Annotated in this window: 18 protein-coding genes; 8 read left to right on the plus strand and 10 right to left on the minus strand. The window is 60.3% G+C overall.

Annotation, left to right across the window (positions count from 1 at the left end; translation table 11 throughout):
- Positions 1–81: 81 nt before the first annotated feature.
- Together mog and yjgA are read right to left on the minus strand one after the other, a co-directional pair.
- Positions 82–675 carry a molybdopterin adenylyltransferase gene (mog, locus tag B3R00_RS06250; protein WP_286998081.1) on the minus strand — a complete coding sequence of 198 codons (594 nt, stop codon included), beginning with the start codon at positions 673–675 and terminating at the stop codon, positions 82–84.
- Positions 672–1,373, minus strand: coding sequence for a ribosome biogenesis factor YjgA (gene yjgA, locus B3R00_RS06255; protein ID WP_286998083.1), 702 nt, complete (start codon positions 1,371–1,373; stop codon positions 672–674). Before yjgA ends, mog begins: the two co-directional genes overlap by 4 nt.
- 66 nt (positions 1,374–1,439) lie before the next feature.
- Here yjgA and pmbA point away from each other — a divergent pair, with 66 nt between their 5' ends.
- The 3 genes from pmbA to B3R00_RS06270 all read left to right on the plus strand — a co-directional run bounded on the left by pmbA (position 1,440) and on the right by B3R00_RS06270 (position 6,674).
- On the plus strand, positions 1,440–2,849 hold the full coding sequence (gene pmbA, locus B3R00_RS06260; RefSeq protein WP_286998085.1) for a metalloprotease PmbA: 1,410 nt from the start codon (positions 1,440–1,442) through the stop codon (positions 2,847–2,849).
- 134 nt (positions 2,850–2,983) lie between these two features.
- Positions 2,984–3,895, plus strand: coding sequence for an EamA family transporter (locus B3R00_RS06265; RefSeq protein ID WP_286998086.1), 912 nt, complete (start codon positions 2,984–2,986; stop codon positions 3,893–3,895).
- A gap of 181 nt (positions 3,896–4,076) precedes the next feature.
- Positions 4,077–6,674, plus strand: a complete 2,598-nt coding sequence (locus B3R00_RS06270; protein WP_286998088.1) for a bifunctional diguanylate cyclase/phosphodiesterase — start codon at positions 4,077–4,079, stop codon at positions 6,672–6,674.
- Between the two features lie 88 nt (positions 6,675–6,762).
- Here B3R00_RS06270 and B3R00_RS06275 read toward each other — a convergent pair whose 3' ends face one another.
- A complete protein-coding gene (locus B3R00_RS06275) occupies positions 6,763–7,845 on the minus strand; it encodes a tartrate dehydrogenase (RefSeq protein WP_286998090.1) in 1,083 nt (360 codons plus the stop codon).
- A gap of 115 nt (positions 7,846–7,960) precedes the next feature.
- Here B3R00_RS06275 and B3R00_RS06280 point away from each other — a divergent pair, with 115 nt between their 5' ends.
- Entirely contained in the window at positions 7,961–8,887 is a 927-nt protein-coding gene (locus B3R00_RS06280; RefSeq protein WP_286998092.1) for a LysR family transcriptional regulator, read from the plus strand.
- 55 nt (positions 8,888–8,942) lie between these two features.
- On the opposite strand, the gene B3R00_RS06285 is transcribed toward B3R00_RS06280, so the two are convergent.
- The 4 genes from B3R00_RS06285 to B3R00_RS06300 all read right to left on the minus strand — a co-directional run bounded on the left by B3R00_RS06285 (position 8,943) and on the right by B3R00_RS06300 (position 12,474).
- Positions 8,943–9,908, minus strand: a complete 966-nt coding sequence (locus B3R00_RS06285) for an MBL fold metallo-hydrolase (protein WP_286998094.1) — start codon at positions 9,906–9,908, stop codon at positions 8,943–8,945.
- Between the two features lie 214 nt (positions 9,909–10,122).
- Entirely contained in the window at positions 10,123–10,569 is a 447-nt protein-coding gene (locus B3R00_RS06290; protein ID WP_219162439.1) for a GatB/YqeY domain-containing protein, read from the minus strand.
- Between the two features lie 222 nt (positions 10,570–10,791).
- The gene (gene rpsU, locus B3R00_RS06295) at positions 10,792–11,004 is read right to left on the minus strand and encodes a 30S ribosomal protein S21 (RefSeq protein ID WP_003052999.1); all 213 of its coding nucleotides are present in this window, start codon (positions 11,002–11,004) and stop codon (positions 10,792–10,794) included.
- Positions 11,005–11,193: 189 nt separating this feature from the next.
- Positions 11,194–12,474, minus strand: a complete 1,281-nt coding sequence (locus B3R00_RS06300; protein ID WP_286998096.1) for an NAD(P)/FAD-dependent oxidoreductase — start codon at positions 12,472–12,474, stop codon at positions 11,194–11,196.
- 154 nt (positions 12,475–12,628) lie between these two features.
- Here B3R00_RS06300 and B3R00_RS06305 point away from each other — a divergent pair, with 154 nt between their 5' ends.
- A complete protein-coding gene (locus B3R00_RS06305) occupies positions 12,629–13,120 on the plus strand; it encodes an acyl-CoA thioesterase (protein ID WP_286998097.1) in 492 nt (163 codons plus the stop codon).
- 226 nt (positions 13,121–13,346) lie between these two features.
- On the opposite strand, the gene B3R00_RS06310 is transcribed toward B3R00_RS06305, so the two are convergent.
- On the minus strand, positions 13,347–15,146 hold the full coding sequence (locus tag B3R00_RS06310) for a methyl-accepting chemotaxis protein (RefSeq protein WP_286998098.1): 1,800 nt from the start codon (positions 15,144–15,146) through the stop codon (positions 13,347–13,349).
- 241 nt (positions 15,147–15,387) lie between these two features.
- Between B3R00_RS06310 and B3R00_RS06315 the strand changes: the two genes are divergently transcribed.
- Positions 15,388–17,349, plus strand: a complete 1,962-nt coding sequence (locus tag B3R00_RS06315) for a PhoX family protein (RefSeq protein WP_286998100.1) — start codon at positions 15,388–15,390, stop codon at positions 17,347–17,349.
- A 180-nt stretch (positions 17,350–17,529) separates the two neighbouring features.
- On the opposite strand, the gene cobA is transcribed toward B3R00_RS06315, so the two are convergent.
- Together cobA and ybiB are read right to left on the minus strand one after the other, a co-directional pair.
- On the minus strand, positions 17,530–18,330 hold the full coding sequence (cobA, locus tag B3R00_RS06320) for a uroporphyrinogen-III C-methyltransferase (protein ID WP_286998102.1): 801 nt from the start codon (positions 18,328–18,330) through the stop codon (positions 17,530–17,532).
- The gene (gene ybiB / locus B3R00_RS06325; RefSeq protein ID WP_286998104.1) at positions 18,327–19,274 is read right to left on the minus strand and encodes a DNA-binding protein YbiB; all 948 of its coding nucleotides are present in this window, start codon (positions 19,272–19,274) and stop codon (positions 18,327–18,329) included. The genes cobA and ybiB overlap by 4 nt, the downstream gene beginning before the upstream one ends.
- Positions 19,275–19,581: 307 nt before the next feature.
- Here ybiB and B3R00_RS06330 point away from each other — a divergent pair, with 307 nt between their 5' ends.
- Together B3R00_RS06330 and tsaD are read left to right on the plus strand one after the other, a co-directional pair.
- Positions 19,582–20,226 carry a DUF937 domain-containing protein gene (locus tag B3R00_RS06330; protein ID WP_286998125.1) on the plus strand — a complete coding sequence of 215 codons (645 nt, stop codon included), beginning with the start codon at positions 19,582–19,584 and terminating at the stop codon, positions 20,224–20,226.
- A 115-nt stretch (positions 20,227–20,341) separates the two neighbouring features.
- Positions 20,342–21,394, plus strand: a complete 1,053-nt coding sequence (gene tsaD, locus B3R00_RS06335; RefSeq protein WP_286998127.1) for a tRNA (adenosine(37)-N6)-threonylcarbamoyltransferase complex transferase subunit TsaD — start codon at positions 20,342–20,344, stop codon at positions 21,392–21,394.
- Positions 21,395–21,515 lie beyond the last annotated feature (121 nt).

Consider the following 21,515-nt stretch of genomic DNA (forward strand, 5'->3'; position numbering starts at 1 on the left):
GCCTGTGTGGCGTTGCAGCGCAAGGCGCTGCATAAAAAAAAGGCACATGGCGTGCATGTGCCTGCGTCAGCCGGTGCGGGCTTAAGCCTGCGGTGTGCGCATGGCCGATTTGGGGCGGAATGCCTGGCACACTGGGCTGTCGGTTTCTAGATAAGGGCCGCCTATCAAGTCGACGCAATAGGGAACAGCCGCAAAAATACCGTTGACCAACTGATTGCCGTCTGCGTCTTTAAGGCCTTCCAGGGTCTCGGCAATCGCCTTGGGCTGCCCCGGCAGATTGATGATCAGGCTGCTGCCGCGAATGACGGCCACTTGGCGCGACAAGATGGCCGTGGGCACAAACTTCAGGCTGATTTGGCGCATTTGTTCGCCAAAACCGGGCATTTCTTTGTCGGCCACGGCCAAGGTGGCCTCGGGCGTCACATCGCGCAGGGCCGGGCCGGTGCCGCCGGTGGTCAGCACCAGGCTGCAACCGGCATCCACCAGTTCCACCAGTGTCTGGCTGATGGTGCTTTGCTCATCGGCGATCAGGCGGGGCTCAAAGTGGATGGGGTTCAGCAAGGCGCGGCTTAGCCAATCTTGGAGCGCAGGCAGGCCTTGGTCTGCATACACGCCCGCACTGGCGCGGTCGCTGATGGAGACAATGCCAATCTTGACAGCGTCGGGTGCACTCATGCGTCGTCGCCTTCGTCTTCATCATCCAAGGCGGGTGCTGCCTCGTCTTGCACCGTGGCGGCCGCTGTGCCATTGATGTGCGAGAGCAGGGTCTGGAACAGCTCGCGGTAAGCCTTGCCTTTTTTGGCAGGCGGCAGGATTTGCCCCTTGGCCTCGGCTTCTTTGGCCTTGGCAATGGCCGTGGCGTCGTCCTTGCGCACCTGGCGCATCAGGGTGCGCAGCTGCTGCACATCGGTGGCAGGGAACTGATCCAGCCAGATGCCCAGGTGGTCATCGCTGTCAATCAAGCGGTCACGCCACTGCTCGGCCACCAAAATATTGGTTTGCTCCAGGCTCACGCCCGTGCGCTGCTCTTGCAGCGCGGCCTTGACGGCTTCGACTTCGTTTTCTTCCAGCTTGCGCATCAGTTTGCCGATGAACTGCATCTGGCGGCGCTTGGCTTCAAAGTTGGTCAGGCGCTTGTGCTCGGCCAGCGCTTCGAGCAGTTTTTCGGGCAGGTTCAAGCGTTGCAGCAGCTTGGGGCGCAGGCCCAGCAGTTCCTCGCCCAAGTCTTGCAGGGCATCGCTTTCAATCTTGCGGTCGGTGCGGGTGGAGTCCCAAGTGCCTTTGAGTTCGGCTTTCAACTCCAGGTCGCGCTCGCTGCCTTCTGCAACGAACACGCCCTTCACGTAGTAGCCTTTTTTGGGTTTGCGTGACATGTTTTTTCGATGGAAATAGGGTGGCAGCACATAGGGGCTGCAGTGCTGGGTATCATATCCGCCGCTATGAATAAACCCCGTACACGCTCCACAAGCACCACCGCAGCACAGGCTGATTCCGGCTTTAGCTACAGCCGTCCCTTTTTTGAAGGTCTGGTGGACCAGGCTTTGGCCCATGCCAAAAAGCTGGGTGCCACCGATGCCGGTGCCGATGCTTCCGAAGGCTGCGGCCTGAGTGTGAGTGTGCGCAAAGGGGAGTTGGAGACCGTAGAGCGCAACCGCGACAAGTCACTGGGGGTGACGGTCTACATCGGCCAGCGCCGCGGTAATGCCAGCACGTCGGATTTTTCTGAAGCGGCCATCCAGCAAACCGTTCAAGCGGCTTATGACATTGCCCGCTTTACGGCCGAAGACCCGACCGCCGGTTTGCCCGATGCGCAGGATATTGCCCCTGTCGAAACCCACAAGGATTTGGACCTGTTCCACTCTTGGAGCGTAAGCAGCGAAGAGGCGGCGCACATTGCGATTGAGTGTGAAGCGGCTGCGATGAAGACGCACAAGCGCATCACCAACAGCGAGGGTGCCAGCGTCTCTGCCCAGCAGAGCCACTTTTTCAGTGCGCACACCCGCGGTTTTCGCGGGGGGTATGCCAGCTCACGCCACAGCGTATCGGTGGCGCCGATTGCCTCGTTGCCCGGCAAGAACGGCGAGATGCAGCGTGACTTCTGGTACAGCTCCATGCGGGATGCCGTAGAGCTGGCATCGCCGCAAGAAATTGGCCGCTATGCCGCCCAGCGTGCTTTGAGCCGTCTGGGTAGCCGCAAGATACCCACCACCGAGTGCGCGGTGTTGTTTGAATCCCCGCTGGCGGCTGGTTTGCTGGGCGGTTTTGTGCAGGCCGTCAGCGGTGGCACGCTGTATCGCAAGAGCAGCTTCTTGCTGGATTCGCTGGGCACGCAAGTTTTCCCTTCGCACATCAGCATTGAAGAAGACCCGTTTGTCCTGCGTGGCAAGGGCAGCTCGCCGTTCGACGACGAAGGTGTGCGTGTGCAGCGCCGCATGGTAGTGGACAGTGGCCGTGTGGAAGGCTACTTCTTGTCGAGCTACTCGGCGCGCAAGCTGGGCATGAAGACCACGGGTAACGCGGGTGGTTCGCACAACCTGACGTTGACTTCCCGGCTGACCCGCCGTGGCGATGACCTGCAGGCAATGCTCAAGAAGCTGGGTACCGGCCTGTTTGTGGTGGAGTTGATGGGCCAGGGCGTGAACTACGTGACGGGCGACTACTCGCGTGGAGCCTCGGGTTTCTGGGTGGAAAACGGCGAAATCGCTTTCCCCGTGCAAGAAATCACGATTGCAGGCAACCTCAAAGACATGTATCAGGGCATTGAGGCCGTGGGCGCCGACACGTATAACTACGGAGCCAAAACGGTGGGGTCGATACTGATCAACCGCATGAAGGTGGCCGGGAGCTAACCCGCTCTGTGCGCACCATGTGCCCAATGTGAGCCCAAGGCATGCTGCATTCAGCATGCCTTTTTTTATGGCTTTGAGAAAATCTGAATTGATAGCTGCTTACGCAAGATGTATAAGCGCTAGAGGCTAAAAACATGCATAACAACAGCAAGGGTTTGAGCGGTGCCGATTGGATCTTGGCCCTGGTCGTCATTGTGGTGTGGGGGGTGAACTTTGTGGTGATGAAGTGGGGCCTGGAAGAGGTCTCTCCCCTGCTGCTGTGCGCGTTGCGCTTTATGGCGGCATCGCTGCCATTTATGTTGTTTGTGCGCCGCCCCGCAAGCCTGACGTGGGGGCTGCTCGCAGCCTATGGGCTGGTGCAAGGGGTAGGCCAGTTCGGCCTGCTGTTTGTGGGCATGCAACTGGGCATGCCGGCAGGAATGGCATCGGTGGTGCTGCAAACACAGGCCTTCATTACCTTGTTGATGGCCGCTGCGTTGCTGGGTGAGCGCCCGCAGCCTTGGCAGTGGGCTGGGTTGTGTATTGCCGTCGGGGGGCTGATCGTGATTGGCTCTGCCCATGGCGATGGCGCCACGCACATGACCCTGATTGGCTTTGTGTGCACCGTGGCTTCGGCCGCCATGTGGGCCGCTTCCAACCTGATTACACGCCATGCAGCCAAAAATGGCCCGTATGAACCCGTGCCGTTTTTGGTGTGGAGCAGCCTCTTTCCTGTGCTGCCTTTGCTGCTGCTGTCGGTGTGGCTGGAGGGTGGCTGGGCGGTGACGCTGCAGCAGTTGCAGGCCATCACAGTGCAAGGGCTGGGGGCGGTGGCCTATTTGGCGCTGCTCTCTACCTTGCTGGGCTACGGTCTGTGGACCAAACTGCTGCAGCGCTATCCCACCAGCACGGTGGCGCCTTTGTCGTTGCTGGTGCCGGTGGTGGGTTTGCTCTCGGCGATGCTGTTGCTGGGGGAGTTCCCCACGTTGCTGCAGTGGCTGGGCACTGCAGGGGTATTGCTGGGCATGGTGGTCAACCAGTTTGGTGGGCGCTGGCACCGGGCCTAGGGCGCAAGAAGTGTCCTCCTTAATCGGTAGGTTTTGAATGCGACCTGGGTGCGTATCATCCGTGCAGGTATCCACCGCTCGGTCGTCGCGTTCTGATCTGCAGACTGGCCGCTGATCGTGGGCGGGCACCATGTTGCCCGTGGTGCCGCAGCACATAACAACATGAACATAAGGTGAGGCTATGGGAGAGAGCGAAGACGTGCACACGCAAGTCACTCGGTTCAAGGCTTTGGATCGGGTGATGGCGCTGGCGGAGTTTGATTTGGATGGGCGCTTGCTCTATGCCAACCCCAACTATCGCCAGTTGCTCCAGCTGGACCAGACTGCGAGCTTGGCCGTAGCGCATCGGGATTTTTGCCCGCCCGCTTTGTTGGCCAGTGCCGCTTACCCCGCAATGTGGGAGCGCTTGCGCAACGGGCAGGCGTTTGCAGGCGAGGTGGAACGCGTGCGCAGCGATGGCAGCAGATGCTGGTTAGAGGCCACCTATTCGCCCTCGCTGGACGATCATGGGCGCGTGACCCATGTGGTCAAGGTCGCCTCCGATGTAACCGAGCGGCACACCCAGTCCCTGGCGCATCAGGATTATGTAGAGCGTTTGGCCTTGGTGGCAGATGTCAGTGATACGGCCATCATCATCAGCGATGCCATGTCACGCATCCTGTTTGTGAACCGTGGCTTTAGCCGCATGTTTGGCTGGAGCCTTGCCGAGGTGCAAGGCCGCGCACCGATCGATTTGCTGGCCCCCCATCTCTCCGTGGGTTTTGCGGAGCATTACCAAGCGGCATTGCGCGCCGGAGAGCCCGTAGTGCGCGAAGAGATCGTGGTGGGCAAAAATGGCCAGCGCTATTGGAGCAAGGTGCTGAGCAACCCCGTACCAGACGGTGATGGCGCGTGGCAATACACCGTCACCACATTGACCGATATCACCACCAGCAAGATGCATGAGGTGCTGCAACGCCGTGTGCTGGAAGCCATGGCCCGCGATTGCCCGCTGGTGGAAGTGCTGGAGATGGTGTGCGAAGAGGTGGAGCGCATGGCGCCCGAGGTCACGGCCTCCGTGCTGGAGGTGGATGCGGACGGTAAGTTGCACCCCTTGGCCAGCCCCTGTCTGCCCGCGTCCTATTCCATGCAGCTGGACGGGGTGCCAATAGGCCCTTGTGTCGGGTCTTGCGGCACCGCCGCATGGCGCAACGAGCCTGTGGTGGTGCATGACATTGCCAGCGACCCTTTGTGGCAGGATTTCAAGCACCTGATTTTGCCGCTGGGCTACACCGCGTGCTGGTCGACCCCGATTGCGGGGGCCGAAGGCAAGCCGATTGGCACTTTCGCGTTCTATTACCGAGACCCAAGTACCGTAGTCGCCTCTGCTTACCACCAGCGTTTGGTGGATACCTGCATTGATTTGTGTGCTTTGGCCTTGGAGCGTGAAAAAGCGCGCTCGCGCATTCGCCAGTTGGCGTTCTACGATGGCTTGACAGGCCTGCCCAACCGCAGTTTGCTGCTGGCGCGGGCCGAGCAGGTGCTGGCCAGCGCGACCACGAACCAAGAGCGGGTGGCGGTGCTGTTTGTGGATTTGGATCGTTTCAAGCAGGTCAATGATTCTATGGGTCATCCTGTGGGTGACGAGTTGCTGTGTGCGGTGGCTGAGCGCATCAAGCTGGTGCTGCGCCATGCCGATACCGCAGGGCGCTTGTCCGGGGATGAATTTGTCCTCGTGCTGTCCGAGGGCGAGGCGGAGCAGGTCGGCCAAGTGATTGAGCGCTTGCAAGAGCAGTTGTCGGCACCGCTGACGCTGGGCGACACGTCGATGGTGATTTCCGCCAGCATCGGGGTGGCCATGTTCCCCGACGACGGGCGCGATATGGAAACCTTGCTGCACCGCGCTGACATGGCCATGTACCAGGCCAAGAGCGCCGGGCGCGGGCGTGTGAGCTTTTTCAGCAGCGAGATGAACCGCTTGGCCCAAGAACGCTTGGCGCTGGAAAAAGCCCTGCGCGAAGCCTTGCACAGCGAGCGCGGATGCCTGCATTTGCACTACCAGCCCCAGGTGGATTTGAAGACGGGCAGCTTGTATGGCGTGGAAGCCTTGGCGCGCTGGACGCATCCCACACTGGGCATGATTGCTCCCGCGCGCTTTATCCCGCTGGCGGAAGAATGCGGCCTGATTTCTGATTTGGGCCGCTGGGCCCTCAAAGAGGCATGCAGCCAATTGGCACAGTGGCGAGCGCAGGGGCTGGATGTGCCTGCTGTGGCGGTGAACCTGTCGCCCTCCAGCTTTCACAATCTGGATCTGCCGCGCATGATTTCTGCCACCCTGGACAGCAACGCCCTGCAGCCCCAGGACCTGACGCTGGAGCTGACGGAAAGCATCTTGCTGGACACCAATCCCAGCACCATGCAGACGATTCATGCGGTGCATGCCAGCGGTGTGCGCCTGTCCATGGACGACTTTGGTACCGGTTATTCCAGCTTGAGTTATCTGCGCCGCCTGCCGGTGAGTGAGCTCAAGCTCGATCGCAGCTTTGTCTCTGATCTGGAGCATGACGAAGCCGCGCAAGCGCTCAGTCGTGCGATTTTGGGTATTGGCCAGAGCCTGGACCTGACAGTGGTGGCCGAAGGCGTGGAAACCCAGGTGCAGCATGTCATGCTGCGCGACCAGGGCTACCCCGTGGCACAGGGCTACTTGTTTGCCCAGCCGATGGCGCCGCAAGATCTGGCACAGTGGCTGCAAACCCAGTCCCATATTGCCCCGCAAACGGCTGAAAAAGATGCAGCATAAAAATAGCTATGGGCGCATACTGAGTGTGCGCCCATAGCTATAAAAATTATTGGTTGCGCTGTCTGGCGTGCAGTATGCGGTGCGCGGCTTAAAGCAGCTGTGCCGCAATCGCTTTGCCGACTTCGGGGGTGGTGGCGCTGCCGCCCAGGTCCGGTGTTTTGGGCCCGGTTTTGATCACCTGCTCAATGGCCGCCACGATGGCATCGTGCGCGGCGCGCCACTGGCCTTGGCTGTGGCCCAGAAAGTCCAGCATCAGCGCACCCGACCAGACCATGGCGATGGGGTTGGCAATGTTCTTGCCGTAGATGTCGGGGGCCGAGCCGTGCACCGGCTCAAACAGCGATGGGAAGGTGCGTTCGGGGTTCAGATTGGCAGAAGGTGCCAGGCCGATGGTTCCGGTGGTGGCAGGGCCCAGGTCGGAGAGGATGTCGCCAAACAAATTGGTGGCAGCCACCACATCGAAGCGGCCGGGTTGCAGCACAAAGCGCGCGGTCAGGATGTCAATGTGCTGCTTGTCCAGCGTGACTTCGGGGTAGTGCTGGTGCATGGCGTCGGCCTGCTTGTCCCACCACGGCATGCTGATGGCAATCCCGTTGCTCTTGGTGGCCAGCGTCACATGCTTTTTGCTGCGGCTTTGCGCCAGGTCGAACGCGTATTTCAGCAGGCGCTGGGCGCCGTGCTTGCTGTAGACCGATTCCTGGATGCAGATTTCGCGGTCTGTGCCTTCAAACATGATGCCGCCCAGCGCGGTGTATTCGCCCTCGGTGTTCTCGCGCACCACGTAGTAGTCGATATCGCCGGGCTTGCGGCCCGCCAGGGGGCAGGGCACGCCTTCAAACAGGCGCACGGGGCGCAGGTTGATGTACTGGTCAAACTCACGGCGAAATTTCAGCAGCGAGCCCCACAGTGAGATGTGGTCGGGAACGGTGGCGGGCCAGCCCACCGCACCGAAAAAGATGGCGTCCATGCCCGCGAGCTGGGCCTTCCAGTCGTCGGGCATCATCTGGCCGTGTTCGGCATAGTAGTCGCAGTGCGCCCAGTCAAAGTGGTGGAACTCCAGCGGCAGGTTGAACTTTGCCGCCGCTGCCTCTAAAGCGCGCAGGCCTTCGGGCATGACTTCTTTGCCAATGCCGTCACCGGCGATCACTGCAATTTTTTTAGGGTGAGACATGGTGCAATCCAGTACAGAAATGAACAGAAGTGGGCGTGGTGTGGCGATTGTGCGCAAGAACGCTCTGCATACAATCAACGCTTTGTAGTTTGATTATTCACACAGCGTGAACAAAATGCCCTCTCCGGACGACTTGCGCGTCTTCATCACCGTGGTGCGTAAATCCAGTTTTGCGGCTGCCGCGCAGGCGCTGGATGCATCGCCAGCTTATGTCAGCAAGCGCCTTCGGTTGCTGGAGCAGGAGTTGGGCGTGAAGCTGCTGCACCGCACCACCCGCCGCGTGGTGGTGACCGAGGAGGGGGAGCGCATTTTTCACTGGGCGCAGCGCATCCTGGACGATATGGAGCACCTGCTGCAAGAAGTGGGGGTGACGCGCAAAGAGCCGCGCGGCCTGCTGCGCGTGTGCAGCAGCTTTGGCTTTGGGCGCAACGTGGTGGCACCTGCGTTTTCGCAGCTGGTGGCACGCCATCCGGCGCTGCAGGTGCGGCTGGAGGTGCTGGATCGGCTGGTGGACGTGGTGGCCGAAGGGTTTGACCTGGATGTGCGCGTGGGCGATGAGATTGCTCCGCAGCTGATTGCACGCAAGCTGGCAGACAACCACCGCCTGCTGTGCGCTGCGCCCCATTACCTGCAGCGCCGCGGTGTGCCCCGCAGCCTGGAAGAATTGGCGGCGCACGACTGTCTGGTCATCAAGGAGCGCGATCACCCGTTTGGCGTCTGGAAGCTACGTGCAGGCGGGCTGGAGCGCAGCGTGAAGGTGACGGGCCCGCTGTCGACCAACCACGGGGAAATGGCCGTGCAATGGGCGGTCGATGGGCATGGGGTGGTGCTGCGTTCGCACTGGGATGTGGCCGCGCAGCTGGCCGATGGCCGTTTGGTGCAGGTGCTGCCGGAGTGGCGCCAGGAAGCCAATATTTGGGCGGTCTACCCCACTCGGCTAGAACGCTCTGCCAAGGTGCGGGTGTGCGTGGAGTTTTTGCAGACCTTCCTGCAAGCGCAGCCGCTGGCGGCGAATGCCGCCGCGCTGCGCCACAAGGACTAAATAAGGCCACAGGCCACAAAGCCAAGGGCAAGAAGTCGAAGCCCAAGGCGCAGGTTTATGTCACCCAGTCAAAGCCGTCGCTGCGCGTATGGATGTGGCCAAAGCCCGGCAGCGGGAAGTGAAAACCGCCCACCCAGCCGCCTTCTTTGGCCAGCTGTGCCAGCAGGGCCTGGCGGGTAGCAGCGGCTTGCTCTGGGTTCATGTCGAACATGACATGCCAGCTGGGGTGGCGCACAAACAGGTAGGGGTAGTTGGTGGTGTCGGCAATGAAGGTAAAGCGATCTTTGCCGCTACCAATCGCAATCGCGGTATGCCCGGGCGTGTGGCCTACAGCGGGCAGGGTGTCGATCACGCCATCAATGCGGGTGCCGGGCGTAAACAGCTTGAGTTTGTCTTGAGGATAGCCGTTGAAGACGCGGCGTACATTCTGAAAACCGCCGCGTGCAGCCTCTGGCGCAGCTTGCATGCGTGCATCATCCCCCCAGAACGCCATCTCGGGCTGTGCCACGTACACGGTGGCCTGGGGGTAGACCAGCTCGCCGCTCTTACGGCGCAGGCCGTTGATGTGGTCGCCATGCAGATGGCTCAAGATGATGGTGTCAATCGATTCAGGGGGGATTCCGGCCGCCCGCAGGTGCGTGTGCAGCAGGCCGGTGCCTGCGCCGCCGTTGTCGGCAAAACCGGTGTCCAGCAAATAGCGCTTGCCTTGGGTTTCGATGACGTAGCAGGTGTAGGGCACGTCGATGTGGGTGGTGGGCAGCTTTTGCGCAGCCAATGTGGCTTGCACTTGCGCCAGCGGTGCGTTGCGCACAAAGCTGGCATCAAGCGGGCGGCGCGACACGCCATCGCTAACAGCGGTGATGGTGGCTGGGCCCAGGCGCTTGCGCTGAAAGCCTGTGCCGGCGGCATCTGCCGTACGGGCGCTACTGGCCGTGGTGGTGTGGGTGGCGCAGGCGCTCAAACCTGCGGTGGCAAGGGCAGCGCTGCCCCAGCGAAAACAATCACGACGGGTGAGGTGCATGTCTTCTCCTGAATGTGGAGCGCACATTGTGAAGAAACTGTCCGCCGCAGGCTAGAGAGGTGGCCGCAGTGTGTGGATATTAAAAAAAGAAGCTGCTAGCGCTTATGGAATGGGCATTTCAGATGGTTTTGTATCTGAAACGCTTGCTCAACCAGCGCTGGCAGCTTCTTTTTTATTAGGACTGGCAGCCATGAGAGGCTGCATCACCCCGTGCTTACTGGCTCAAGGCGGCCTTCACGGCGGCGGACACCAAGCCCATATCGGCCTTGCCAGCCAAGGTGCTCTTGACTTTGCCCATCACTTTGCCCATGTCGCCGGGGCCGGTGGCACCCACTTCGGCCACGATGGCTTGCACGGCGGCGGTGATTTCAGCTTCTGACATGCGCTCGGGCAGGTACACCTTGAGCACTTCGATTTCGGCCTTTTCCACGTCGGCCAGATCCTGGCGGTTGGCGGTTTCGTAGGCGGCGATCGAGTCTTTGCGCTGCTTGATCAGCTTGTCGACGATGGCGATGATGGCGGCATCATCCAGCTCTACGCGCTCGTCCACTTCCTTTTGCTTCATCGCTGCCTGCAGCAGGCGGATGGTGCCCAGGCGTACGCTGTCCTTGGCACGCATGGCGGTTTTCATATCTTCGGTGATCTGGGCTTTCAAGCTCATAGCTCTCTCCTGAGGGAATACCGTGGCGGTATGGATGCGGGCTTGGCCCATCGCGCGCTGGTCAGTACCTTACTGCCTGTGCGCGGGCCGCGTGTCCGCTCTATGGCGCCGTGGCTGTGGAGGTCACTGCAGCAGTGCAGTGGCCAGAAAACAAAAAACCCGCGCCTGGCGTCCCGAGCGCGGGTTGCGGCTTTTTTAAGGCCGGCTAGTCCTAATCAACGATTAGTACAGCTTCTTAGGCAGTTGCATGCTGCGAACGCGCTTGTAGTGACGCTTCACGGCAGCAGCCTTCTTGCGCTTGCGCTCGGCTGTAGGCTTTTCGTAGAACTCACGAGCACGCAGGTCTGTCAGCAGGCCCAGTTTTTCGATCGTGCGCTTGAAGCGGCGCAGGGCAACTTCATAGGGTTCGTTTTCTTTGACGCGGATAGTAGTCATTCAATTTCCAGATATATCTGTGCTGACAGCGGGTTCTCGGGAAGATCGGGCCTAAGAGCCATGTACAGCGGTTGTTCCCCGTCTCTATTAACTAGTATGGCCGACGGGGATTTGCCAGCAAAGTCGAGCATTATAGCGAGTTTTCAGCGCGTGTCTGAAGTTGGCGTATTCCCAACCCCGATAGTGGCGCTATGCGGCAGTGGCTGCGTGCTGCTGGGCCATGGCCTGTGCGCAGGCAAAGGCGCTGGCCCAGGCCCACTGAAAGTTGTAGCCGCCCAGCCAGCCGGTGATGTCCACCACCTCGCCAATCGCGTACAGGCCGGGTTGGGCTTTGCATTCCATGGTTTGCTGTGACAGCGCCTTGGTGTCAATGCCGCCCAGGGTCACTTCGGCTTTTTTGTAGCCTTCGGAGCCCGTGGGGGTGATCTCCCAGCGCTGGAGCTGCTCGGCCAGCTTGGTCAGCGCTTTGTCGCTGGCTTCGTTGATGGGGCGCTGCAACTCGGGTTGCTGGCTGGCCCAGGCATCGGCCAAGCGGGTCGGCAGGTGCGCGGCCAGCTCGTTGGCCACCAGTTTGCGCGAGTGGGTTTTGGCCGTTTGCAGCAGCGCCGCCATGTCGGTGCCGGGCAGCAGGTTGATGTGCAGCGGCGCGCCGTCTTTCCAGTAGCTGGAGATTTGCAGCACGGCCGGGCCTGACAGGCCACGGTGAGTGAACAGCAGGTCTTCATGGAACGTCATGCGTTCTTTTTTGCTGCCGGTGCTGATTTCCACTGGCAGGGCCAGGCCTGCCAGCTGAGCATAAGGCTGCCACGCAGCGCCATCAAACGTCAGCGGCACCAAACCGGCGCGGCGCTCCACCAGGGGCAGCTTGAATTGCTGGGCCAGTCGATAGCCAAAATCTGTGGCGCCAATCTTTGGGATGGACAGGCCCCCCGTGGCCAGCACCAGGCGCGGAGCGTGTACAACGCCACGGTCAGTATGAACTTCATAGCTGCCTGCGCTTGATGTGTCTGCGCTAGATGGCAAAAACACTACTTTTTTCACGGTGCAGGGCTGCCAGCGTGTGACGCCGCCGTCTGCGCATTCGGCCAGCAGCATGCGGATGATGTCTTCCGCACTGGTGGTGGCAAACAGCTGGCCTTTGTGCTTTTCTTCGTAGGGAATGCCGTGCTTGTCCATCAACGCGATGAAGTCGGCCGGGGTGTAGCGCGACAGGGCTGAGCGGCAAAACTGCGGGTTCTGGCCCACGTAGTGCTTGTGCGGCGCGCGCACATCCAGATCGCGGTTGGTGAAATTGCAGCGCCCGCCGCCGGAGATGCGGATCTTCTCGGCCACTTTCTCGGCATGGTCGATCAGCAGCACGTTTAGCCCCAACTGGCCTGCTTGCGCCGCACAAAACAGGCCCGCAGCGCCCGCGCCGATGATGATGGCGTCAAACGCTGTGGGAGAGTCAGTGGCAGTGGGTACAGGCATGGCGGAAGGTTGGGAATGTCAAAAAACAGGGGGCTGGCAGCGCGCAGCAAAAACAGAGCCGGCAGTGTAGCCAAGGGTGGAAGCCCCGCCATGGCCGTAGGTTGCATGCAAAGCTTTGCGCTCGATCAAAGTGCGGTTCTTACAATTGCGGCCCATGAATTTGCCTGAACACCAACTCAGCATGACCGTGCTGATGACCCCTGACATGGCCAACTTCTCGGGCAATGTCCACGGGGGTGCCATTTTGAAAAAGCTTGATGAAGTGGCGTATGCCTGTGCCAGCCGCTATGCGGGGCGCTACTGCGTGACCTTGAGCGTGGACCAGGTGATGTTTTTGCAGCCCATCCATGTGGGCGAGCTGGTGACTTTTCTGGCCAGCGTGAACTACACCGGCCACTCTTCCATGGAAATTGGCATCAAGGTGGTGGCCGAGCAAATCCAGGACAAGGTGGTGCGCCACGTCAACAGCTGCTTTTTCACCATGGTGGCGGTGGATGCCGATCGCAAGCCGGTGTCCGTGCCTGCGCTGCAGCCCTCTACCGAGGAAGAAAAGCGCCGCTGGAATGCGGCTTTGGTCCGCAAGGACATGCGCAAAGAAGTCGCGCAGCGTTTTGCCCTGACACGCACCCCCGCTGCAAAGCAGTAATCGCCGCATTTTTTGGCCGACGCAACAAAAAGCCGTGCAGGAGCGCACGGCTTTTTTGATGGTCTGGCTGCTGGGGCCGCCGGATTGGGCGGGGGCGCAGACCCGCGAACACCACCTTGCATACATCGTTGCTGCGCCTTGTCGTGCGCTTGTGCGGCCTGCGGCTCCGTGCTGCGCGTCTCCAGCGCACATCTGCGATTTGCTGGGCGGTGGGTGGTATCGGCGGTTAGAAAGTTTCCCAATCGTCTTCTGCGCCCCCAGCGGTGGCCGGTGGTGTGGCCGCCCGGGCAGAAGGGCTGGCCAAGCGCGCGGGCGCCACTGGTTGGGCTGGCGCCACCTTGGCAGGTGTTGCCACAGTCTGAGGCTTCGCTTTCGCGGCAGGTTCGGAGCGCAATGCGCTGGCCGTGCGGGCAGGCGCGCTGCGCGGTAGCTGGGCGGCGGACGCAGCGATGGCGCTGGTGGTTTTGAAGTGCGAGACCGCTTGCACCAGCTCTTGCGCCTGGCGTTTGAGGCTTTCTGCCGCTGCGGCGCTTTCTTCGACCAAGGCCGCATTTTGCTGGGTGGTGCTGTCCATCTGGGTAATGGCTTCACCCACTTGGCTGACCCCCTGGCTTTGCTCGGAGCTGGCAGCGCTGATCTCTCCCACCAAGTCCGTCACGCGGCGGATGGAGCTGACCACTTCTGTCATGGTGTGGCCCGCGCGATCCACCAAGGCGGTGCCGGCGGTGATGCTGTCTACGCTGTTTTTGATGAGCAGCTTGATTTCTTTGGCCGCCTCTGCACTGCGCTGGGCCAGGGTGCGCACTTCACCGGCGACCACGGCAAAACCACGGCCTTGCTCGCCCGCGCGGGCCGCTTCCACTGCGGCGTTCAGCGCCAAGATGTTGGTCTGAAAGGCGATGGAATCAATCACCCCAATGATGTCGGCAATCTTGCGGCTGCTTTCCGTGATGCCACGCATATTGGTCACCACCTCGCCGACCACGTCCCCGCCTTGCGCTGCGACCTGGGATGCACCCAGTGCCAGTTGATTGGCTTGCAAAGCGCTGTCGGCGTTTTGGCGCACGGTGGAGGAGAGCTGCTCCATCGACGCTGCAGTTTGCTGCAGCGCACTGGCTTGCTCTTCGGTGCGCGAAGACAAATCGGTGGTGCCGCTGGCGATCTCTTCACTGGCCATGGCCACCGATTCAGCGTTGTGGCGCACATGCTGCACCACGCTGTCGAGCTTGCTGCGCATTTGCTCCAGTGCCGCCATCAGCTGCCCCATTTCATCGTTGCCAGCAGGGGGGATGGCCTGGGTGAGGTCACCACTGGCAATTTGGCTGGCGGCCTGCACAGCTTGCTGCGCCGGGCGTGCCACAGAGCGGGTGACCAGCACGGCAAACAGTACGGACAGCAGCGCGCTCACGCCCATGCCCATGATGACCCACCATTGGGCAGAGCTGCGTACGGCATCGCCTTGCTGGCTCAGTGTGCGCGCATCGCTTTGGGTCATGGCCGCGAGTTTGCCCACGGTTTCTGCCAAGGCAGCAAAGCTGGGCTCGGCTTCTTCGCTGTACATGCGCTGCAGCAACTGCAAGCGGGTTTCATCGCTGCTGCCGCTTTGGTGCACGTCCAGGGCGGCCTGCACGAACTTGCGGTGCGCGCCCAGGTACGTGTCGCGGTGCTGCTGGTAAGCGCGCATGAGCTGCAACTCTTGCTCGGAATGGGGCAAGGTTTCGTAATTTTTTTCAGACTGCGTGATGGAAGTCAGTACCCCTTGCGCTTGCTGCAGCAGTGCTTGTGCGTTGCTGCTGGCTTGTGCTGGCAGCAAATGGCTTTCTAGCCGCCGAAAACGGTTCCACTGCGAGCGGATGTTGCCCGCTTCTGCCACGCTGGGCAGGGCACTGTTGCCCATGGTTTGCATGGCAAGGTGCATGCGCTCGAGTTGGGCCAAGGCAATGCCGCCAAGGCCGAGGGTGAGAACCAAGAGCAAGGCAAAAGCCAGGCCTAGTTTGGTGCCAATTTTGAGATTTGTAATGCGCATGAAATTGCATCCTGGTGTATGTGTGTGCAGGCTTGCTGGGGTGTGCCAGCCGCACAGATATTTTCATTCTTTCCAATGCGGTGGCATTTTCAGCGACACCAAAAAAATCAGGGAATGCTGGAGGGGTGCGCACAAGGCTTCATGTGCGTCGTCATACGAATGACTTGATAGCTTCATGCGCCTGTCACAAAGCTTGTCGACACTGCGCAGGCATTGATCTTTATGGGAAGAAAGCCAAGCCATGATGAATAGCCAGACCGCCGTTTTGGACAGTGAAGACCTGCCCACCAATCTGAGTGACAACCCGGAGTTTCAGACCGTGGTGGACAGCGCTGTGTCGCGCCGTGGTTTTTTACGCAGTGGCACTGGCCTGACAGCCGCCATGTTTTTGGGCCTGGGCGGGGGGCTGGCCGGGTGTGCCACCTCAGGTGGCCATACCAGCCAGCCTTTGTTGGGGTTCAAACCAATTGCGATTTCTACGGCAGATACGGTGCAAGTGGCTCCTGGCTACAGCGCCAAGGTGCTGGCACCGTGGGGCACACCTTTGGTGGATGGTGCAGCGAACTTCAAGGGCGATGGCAGCGAAGATGCTGCGGCGCAAGCCTTGCAGGTGGGAGATAACCACGACGGTATTCACTTTTTCGCGCTGGATGGCAAGAGCCACGAAGGCTTGCTGGTGATGAACCACGAGTACTGCACCGTGAACGAAAAAACCGGTGCCTACACGTGGCTGTTTGGCCGCAAGGGTGCCGATGCCCAGAAAAAGTGGAGCAAAGACCATGTGCACAAATCCATGAATGCACATGGGGTGTCGGTCATCCACATTCAAAAAAATGCCAAGGGGCAGTGGGACATCGTCAAGGGCAGTGTGTACAACCGCCGGATCACCGCTTTTTCTGCCATGGAAATGACAGGGCCGGCAGCGGGTGATGTGCTGCTGCAAACCAAGGGCGATCCTTCAGGCCGCCGTGCGCAGGGCACATTCAACAACTGTGGTAACGGCTTTACCCCTTGGGGCACTTACCTGGCCTGTGAAGAAAACTTCAACAACTACTTTGGCACCGGCGCTGGGGAAGACCGCCGCAACGCAGCGCAAAAGCGTTATGGCATCTCGGCCAAGGCCAGTCTGTTCCAGTGGGAAAGGCACGAAGCACGCTTTGACTATGTGCAAGAGCCCAATGAAGCCAATCGCTTTGGCTGGATTGTGGAAATTGACCCCTTCAATCCCGGCAGCATTCCCCAAAAGCGCACAGCGCTGGGGCGCTTCAAGCATGAGAACGCGGCGTTTGCGTTGACCAAAGACGGCCGTCCTGTGGTCTACATGGGCGATGACCAAGCCAACGACTACATCTACAAATTTGTCTCCAAGCACCCTTATGTGCCCGGCGGGAAAACCAGCCACCTGCTGGATGAAGGTGATCTGTACGTTGCCCGCTTTGACGCAGGCAAGGCCTCGGGCGACTTTGCGGGCACGGGCCAATGGCTGCTGCTGGACAAACAGCGCAACGGCAAGCTCCAGGCCGATGCGCAGTTTGCCAACCAGGCGGCCGTGCTGGTGCATGCGCGCATGGCCGGTGATGTGGTGGGCGCCACCAAGATGGATCGCCCCGAGTGGGTGGCGGTGCACCCTCGCACGGGTGAGGTGTATGTCACGCTGACCAACAACACCAGCCGCACGGTGGCGGATGCGGCCAACCCGCGCCCCAAGAATGTGTATGGCCAGATCGTGCGCTGGCGCGAAGCCGGTGGCGACGCCGCCGCCACCCAGTTTGAGTGGGATGTTTTTGTACTGGCGGGCAACCCCACCGTGCATACCGACCGCAAGAACTTGATGTCAGGCTCGGCCAATATCACGGCAGACAACACCTTCAACAGCCCCGATGGTCTGGCATTTGATGCCGAGGGCCGCTTGTGGATCCAGACGGATGGCAAGTACAGCAACAAGGGCGACTACGCGGCCCAGGGCAACAACCAGATGCTGTGTGCCGACCCTGTGACCAAAGAGATTCGTCGCTTTTTGGTAGGCCCCAAGGAGTGCGAGGTGACCGGCATTACCTTCACGCCAGACCACAAAACCATGTTTATCAACATCCAGCACCCCGGTGAAGAGGGTGACAGCCACTGGCCCGATGGTGGCACCAGCATTCCTCGCTCGGCCACTGTGGTGATCACCAAGGATGACGGCGGTGTGATCGGTTCCTAAGACATAACGGTTGGGACATGTGCACAGGGCTTAGGCGCTGTGCAGATGGCAAAGGCTGCAACGGTGGTGGACGTTGCAGCCTTTGTTTTTCATGGGGTTTATGCATGAAATTGGCCTCTGGCGCTTACGTGGCAAGCGCTAGAAGCTATCAATTGTTGTGATTTTCCATGATGGATGGCGTTAGCAGGCTGCTTGCAAGGGCGGAGTGGTACTTGCTTGCAAGGCCCATGCCGTAACGCCCTGCACCACATTGCCAATCACCAGCACGCTGGGGCTGGCCAGGTTTTGTGCATGCAGCGTATCAGCCAAATTTTGCAAATTGGTAATGGCATGGCGCTGCTGCGGCAAGCTGGCGTGTTGAATGATGGCCGCCGGGGTGAGGGCAGGCAGGCCGCCGGCTTGCAGCTCTGCGCTGATGTGATCGGCCGCGCTGACGCCCATGTAGATCACGAGGGTGAGTTTGGCCGCATGTGCCGTGCTGGCCAGAGCGCGCCAGTCAGTGCCGCTGTCTCCGGGCTTGGCATGGCCCGTAATAAACACCACCCCATGAGCGTGCTCTCGGTGGGTCAGAGGAGCGCCCAAGCTGCTTAACCCGGCCAAGCCTGCGGTGATGCCATTGATAACTTGCACCGCTATACCGGCGCGGCGCAGGTGCTCCACCTCTTCACCGCCCCGGCCAAAGATGAAGGGGTCCCCGCCTTTGAGCCGTACCACCCGCTCGCCCTGACGCACCTCGGCTTCCATCAGCTTTTCGATGAACGCCTGGGGCGTGCTTTTGCAGCCGCCGCGCTTGCCCACATAGACAATGCGCGCGGTGGGCGAGGCAAAGTTGACGATTTCTGGCGAGACCAGGTCATCCACCAGCAGCACGCTGGCGTTCTGGATGGCCTTGAGTGCTTTGAGGGTGAGCAATTCCGGGTCGCCCGGGCCTGCACCGACCAAGGTGCATGTGCCGGCGGTGTGCGTGGCGCTGGCGTTCATGCTTGCGCTCCTTGTGGGGCCGGTAAAGCGGCCAGTTGACGGTGTAAATCGCAAATGGCTTGCACCTGCGTGGTGATCGGTGCGGGCACTGGGCGCTGCCCTTGCAGCACCTCGCACGTCCATGTGGCAGTGGCAGTCACATCCAGCCCATTGGGTAGTTCGGGCATGACGGGCACAGCCCCAGTTTCTGCCTGCAAATCCAGTACCTTGCGCCCTTGGATGATGCCGCGCAGCGCAGGTTGGCGGCGCGGGTCTGCTACGGGCTCACCTTCCATACCGCGCAGCAGCAGGGCATGGCTGCCTGCTTCGGCATGGGTTTGCTCCATGCTGAGACGGTATTCCGGGTGGGTGTAGCAGCCAACCACCAAACTCTGTGTGCCACTGGCAGCCAGTGGGTTCAGGTGTTTGACCAGGCTGTGCGCTGGGTTGCGCAGCCCAATGGCAGCGCGGGCGTCGAGCAAATCAGCCAGGCCAGGCTGCAAAGTGCGGGCGTGCAGGTGCAGCAATTGCCCGGGCTGCGGGGTCTGCAAGGCAAGCGCAGTGGGGTAGCCCATGTGTTCCAGCACTTGTGCGGCAGTGATCCGTGTGCTTTCCGTGGTGCAGCCATGCAGCAGTACCGGTAAACCTTGGCGTACCAGCAGCAAAGCCAGCAAAGGGGTGAGCACCGGCAGGCGGCGTGCGCCGTTGTAGCTGGGCAAGATGATGGCCGGAGTTGCCGCGCTGGCGGTGACTGGCAAGCGTGCATGCACCGCATCCATGAAACCCGCCATCTCTTGCGCTGTTTCGCCTTTGATGCGCATGGCCAAACAAAAGGCGCCCACTTGCAAGGGTAGGGCTTGCCCATCGAGTATCCATCCCAGCAGCTCACAGGCCTGGGCACGCGAGAGCGCACGGGCACCATCTTTGCCGCGACCAATTTCTTTGAGGTATTGCTGGATATGCATGACTGATATGTGAATTTATTGTTATTTTCACAGGTCTTATATATAAATTCGATATATTGAAATGCAGGTCTAAAGCGGTGATGGGCTTTCGCTGGCAAATCGTGCAAAAAACACTGCCTCAGTCTGTGAAAGAGAGGGCGATGGCTCTGGCGTGCACAAAAAAACCTTCAAGGTGGCGCCTTGATGTGCAACAGCCGCCGTGGTCTACTTTCGAGGCAGGGTGGTTTTTTACCCGGAGGCTTTGCCAGCGTGCAAAGTAGGCGCTGGACTGCCGTTTGGGGCAAATTTTGGTTGAGGAGAATGGGCAATGAATACTTCGCCATCGATCGTGAATGAACTGCAGGCGCAACTGCAGGGAGCACCTATGCAGCACATGGCGCAGCAATTGGGGGCAAACAGCGAGCAAATCCAAACAGCGGTCAGTGCGGCTTTGCCACTGTTGTTGGGCGCACTGGGGAAAAATGCCGCTCAGCCCCAAGGCGCCGCAGATTTATTGGGTGCGCTGCAGCGTGACCACAGCCAAGCCCTGCCCCAAGGCTTGGGTGGGCTGGGGGGCCTGCTGGGCTCCATCCTTGGTGGCAGCACAGCCGATAGCGCGCAAAACCCGCTGGGCAATGGTGCAGCCATCTTGGGCCATATCTTGGGTGGCAGCCAGCAAAAAGCAGAGGCCAGCCTGGGGCAGGCCACGGGTTTGGGCGGCCAAGGCGCTGCGCAACTGCTGTCTATGCTGGCGCCCATCGTGATGGCTTTTTTAGCCAATCGCGCGAAATCTGCGCACTGGGATGCAGGCAGTCTGAGCCAGACGCTGGAGCAAGAGCGCGCCCAAGCGCAGCAGCAAGGCGGGCTTGGTGGTGATTTACTGGGAAGCCTGCTGGACCAAAACGGCGATGGCAAGCTGGATGTGGGCGACCTATTCAAGCTGGGCAGCAGCTTGTGGAGTGGCCGCCGCTAAGCCGCGAGCAACACCCACGGAAAAGCACCGGCTGGTGCTTTTTTCTTGCCTCGCATGCAAGGCTTTTTGGACGCCTGACGTTGCTGGTGCTACCACAGACCTACACTTGCAGGCTATGAGTCAGCTGATTTTGGGTATTGAATCGTCGTGTGATGAAACGGGCGTTGCTTTGGTGCAAGTGCCCGCAGATGGCCGCGTGCCTGTGCTGCTGTCACATGCCTTGCACAGCCAAATTGATATGCACCGTGCGTATGGCGGTGTGGTGCCTGAGCTGGCCAGTCGTGACCATATTCGCCGCGTGTTGCCTTTGACGAAACAGGTTATGCAAGATGCGGGCAAAACTTTGCAAGATGTGGATGTGGTGGCATTTACACGCGGGCCAGGCTTGGCGGGCGCGTTGCTGGTTGGCGCAGGTGTGGCATGTGCGCTGGGTGCGGCGCTGGACAAACCGGTACTGGGCGTGCACCACCTGGAAGGGCATTTGCTTTCTCCCTTTCTGAGTGAAGACCCGCCTGAGTTTCCGTTCATCGCCTTGCTGGTTTCAGGGGGGCATACACAGCTGATGCGGGTCGATGGTGTGGGCCGCTACGAAATCCTGGGCGAAACGATTGATGATGCTGCTGGCGAAGCTTTTGATAAGTCTGCCAAGGTGATGGGCTTGCCCTATCCGGGGGGGCCTATCCTGTCGAAGCTGGCGGAGAGTGGAGATCCTGAAGCGTTCAAGCTGCCTCGCCCTTTGCTGCACAGCGGAGACTTGGATTTTTCGTTTGCAGGCCTGAAAACAGCCGTGCTGACGCAGGCCAAAAAGCTCGGCGGTGAGATGGAGATGCGCAAGGCAGACTTGGCAGCAAGTACCCAGGCGGCCATCGTCGATGTGCTGGTGAAAAAAACCATCAATGCCCTAAAGCAAACGGGCATGCACCGTGTCGTGGTTGCGGGCGGCGTGGGGGCTAACCGACTGCTGCGCGACCAGTTGAACAAAGAATGCGCCAAACGCAAAATTCGCGTGCATTACCCGGAATTGCATTTGTGCACCGACAACGGGGCCATGATTGCCATGGCAGCGGCCATGCGTATCCAGGCCGGGCAGCAGATGCCCCATAAGACCTATGCATTTGACGTGAAGCCGCGCTGGCCGCTGGATGCGATTGTGGAAACCATCGTCTGAGCATGCTGCGCACGGACTGACCAAGCCCTCGAAAGAGGGCTTTTTTGATGGATTTCCTAGCAGTCCGGCCATCGGGCTTTACCAAAGCTTCACGTGGCTTTTGCTGTGGCCCTACATGGGG

It is taken from the genome of Comamonas sp. UBA7840 (assembly GCF_002501455.1).
Taxonomy (GTDB): domain Bacteria; phylum Pseudomonadota; class Gammaproteobacteria; order Burkholderiales; family Burkholderiaceae_C; genus Comamonas; species Comamonas jiangduensis.